The sequence below is a fragment of the Ochrobactrum sp. XJ1 genome (assembly GCF_024701725.1).
In the GTDB taxonomy this organism is placed as follows: Bacteria; Pseudomonadota; Alphaproteobacteria; order Rhizobiales; family Rhizobiaceae; genus Brucella; species Brucella anthropi.
In genome coordinates this window covers 1-2,324 of the sequence record NZ_VDGD01000050.1, presented here as the reverse complement: position 1 = coordinate 2,324, position 2,324 = coordinate 1, and the positions used below count along the sequence as shown (strand labels likewise).

Sequence of the window (2,324 nt, the reverse complement as noted above, 5' to 3'; positions counted from 1 at the left end):
GCACGAAGCCCAATCGAATATCGAAACTGTCTTGGCATTGTGACGTAAAACCAGTCCAAGTTTTTATCCGCACCCCCCTTTAACCCAGAAAATTGCCGAATTCCAACCGGAACTAACATTAGCAAGCCCATCATCGATGAGTAAATCTCCGGTGCGACTAATAGAACCGCCGCCAAGATCATCAGGATGTTCTCCCAAGGCTTTGTTCTCACCAACAAAAAGCCAGAGAGCGCAGCGCCAAGTGCGGTAATACCGATGGCGCAACCGAAAAACGCTATAAAGAAGTCAGGCCAGTTGAAATTGGATGTTACCAATAACAGGGACGGCGAGAAAACGAAGACAAATGGCACCAATACTTTGCCCAATCCGAGGCGAAACGCGGTATTGCCGGTCTTGAATGGATCGGCCCCCGCCATACCCGCAGCTGCATAGGCGGCGAGCGCCACCGGTGGTGTTATGTCGGCCAGAACGCCGTAATAGAATACAAAGAAATGCGCGACGATGGGCTCTACACCAAGAAGCCCCAGCGCAGGTGCGGCAATCGTGGCCATAATGATGTAGTTCGCCGTTGTCGGAATGCCGCACCCCATGAGGATGCAGACAATTCCGGTCATTACGAGCGTAAAAAGGAGTGTAAGACTCTGCGGTCCAAACCAGCTAACTGGCAGGATCGTCCCAAAAAAGCCGGCGAGCTGGGCGGCTGTCGATGTTACTATATAGGAAATTTTGAAACCAACCCCGGTGAGCGTTACCACGCCCACTATTATGCCGACAGTAGCCGCCGCTGCACCGACGGCAAGAGCGTATTTCGCACCGTCTCGCAGACCGTCGAGTATCTCCCCCACCGTCATGCGCTTGCGGGGATTAAGAAGGCCGACCGCAATACACAAGGTTATACCCCAGAAGGCCGCGAGATAAGGCGTATAACCGGACAACAGAACACCAATCAGCACCACGAGTGGAATGACTGTCGGCCAATCGCGCTTAAAGGCCTCACCGAGATCTGGCAACTCCTCCCTGGTCATGCCGCGCAAACCATTGCGCTTGGCCTCAAAATGAACCTGCATCAACACACCGAAAAAATGCATAAAGGCCGGCACAATAGCGGCCAGGATGATAGTCGTATAAGGCAAGTTGAGAAACTCGATCATCAGGAACGCAGCTGCGCCCATGATCGGAGGCGTAATTTGCCCCCCCGTTGAGGATGCCGATTCCACCGCTGCTGCGAAATGCCTTTTATATCCAAGCCGGATCATTGCAGGGATAGTCAAAGAACCCACCGTGACCGTGTTGGCTACTGAAGAACCAGAGATCATACCGAACAGCGCGGATCCAAAAATCGAGACCTTTGCAGGTCCGCCAGCGAAGCGCCCTGCCACCCAGGCTGCACAATCAAGAAACAACTGCCCCAAACCGATGCGGGTCGCGAAAACACCAAACAAGACAAAATGGAAGACGTAGGTGGCAACGACGCCGAGCGCGATACCATAGATGCCCTGTGTCGTCAGATAAAGATGATCAATCAATTGGCTTACAGACGCACCTGGATGAACCAATATGCCGGGCATGTAGCGTCCATAGAGCGCGTAAAGCAGGAACAGAATTGAGATAATGGGCAGCGGCCAGCCCACCGAACGCCGTGTCGCCTCCAAAAGCACTACGACCAACAAACCTCCAAGAACAACGTCTATGGTGGTCGGGTTGCCAACCCGGAAAGCAAGATCGTCAAGCGGTATTAAAGGGACGTGGAGTACTGCCACAACAGCGATAATCGCCAACGTCCAGTCAATGATCGAAATACCGAGAGGCCTTAGCAGCGAAGAGGTTTCAGGCTGATCATAACCTTTGCGCGAAAAGGGGAAGACGAGAAAAACCAAGCCCAACACGAAGGAAAGATGGATCCCGCGATGCACCATTTCCGTCAAAAGGCCGAAACCCGCAGTATAGTAGTGAAACAAAGATAAAACGATGAGCAGGAACCCGACGATACGAGCGGCAATCGGTGCCAGCGGGCGAAACCGTATCTCGGAATCGAACGACGTATCATGGGGCGACTGACAGCACCCATATGGATGGTTAGTCTGGGGTGGTTGGCAGTTTTAGTTATGTCATTGGCAAATATAACTTTTTTCTTTTATGATAATGGTATCAAGTTCTGCTTAGAGATTGCCCGTTCATTGAACAGGCCCGAGATGCACGGGCTGTCGGATGGGCAATCATTCAGTTTTCACTTGGTCACCGCTGTGTAAGGCTGCCAATTGCATAGTTATCAGATGCCGGTCCAGTTGCGATACAGGATATATGCCGCAACGATGAAGATTATT

The 2,324-nt window shown here is 52.0% G+C and carries 1 pseudogene; it reads right to left on the bottom strand.

The annotated features are described in order from the left end of the window. Positions 1-95 precede the first annotated feature (95 nt). Positions 96-2,045: pseudogene (locus FG152_RS27035) on the bottom strand (TRAP transporter permease); the annotation flags it as partial. Between the last annotated feature and the right edge of the window lie 279 nt (positions 2,046-2,324).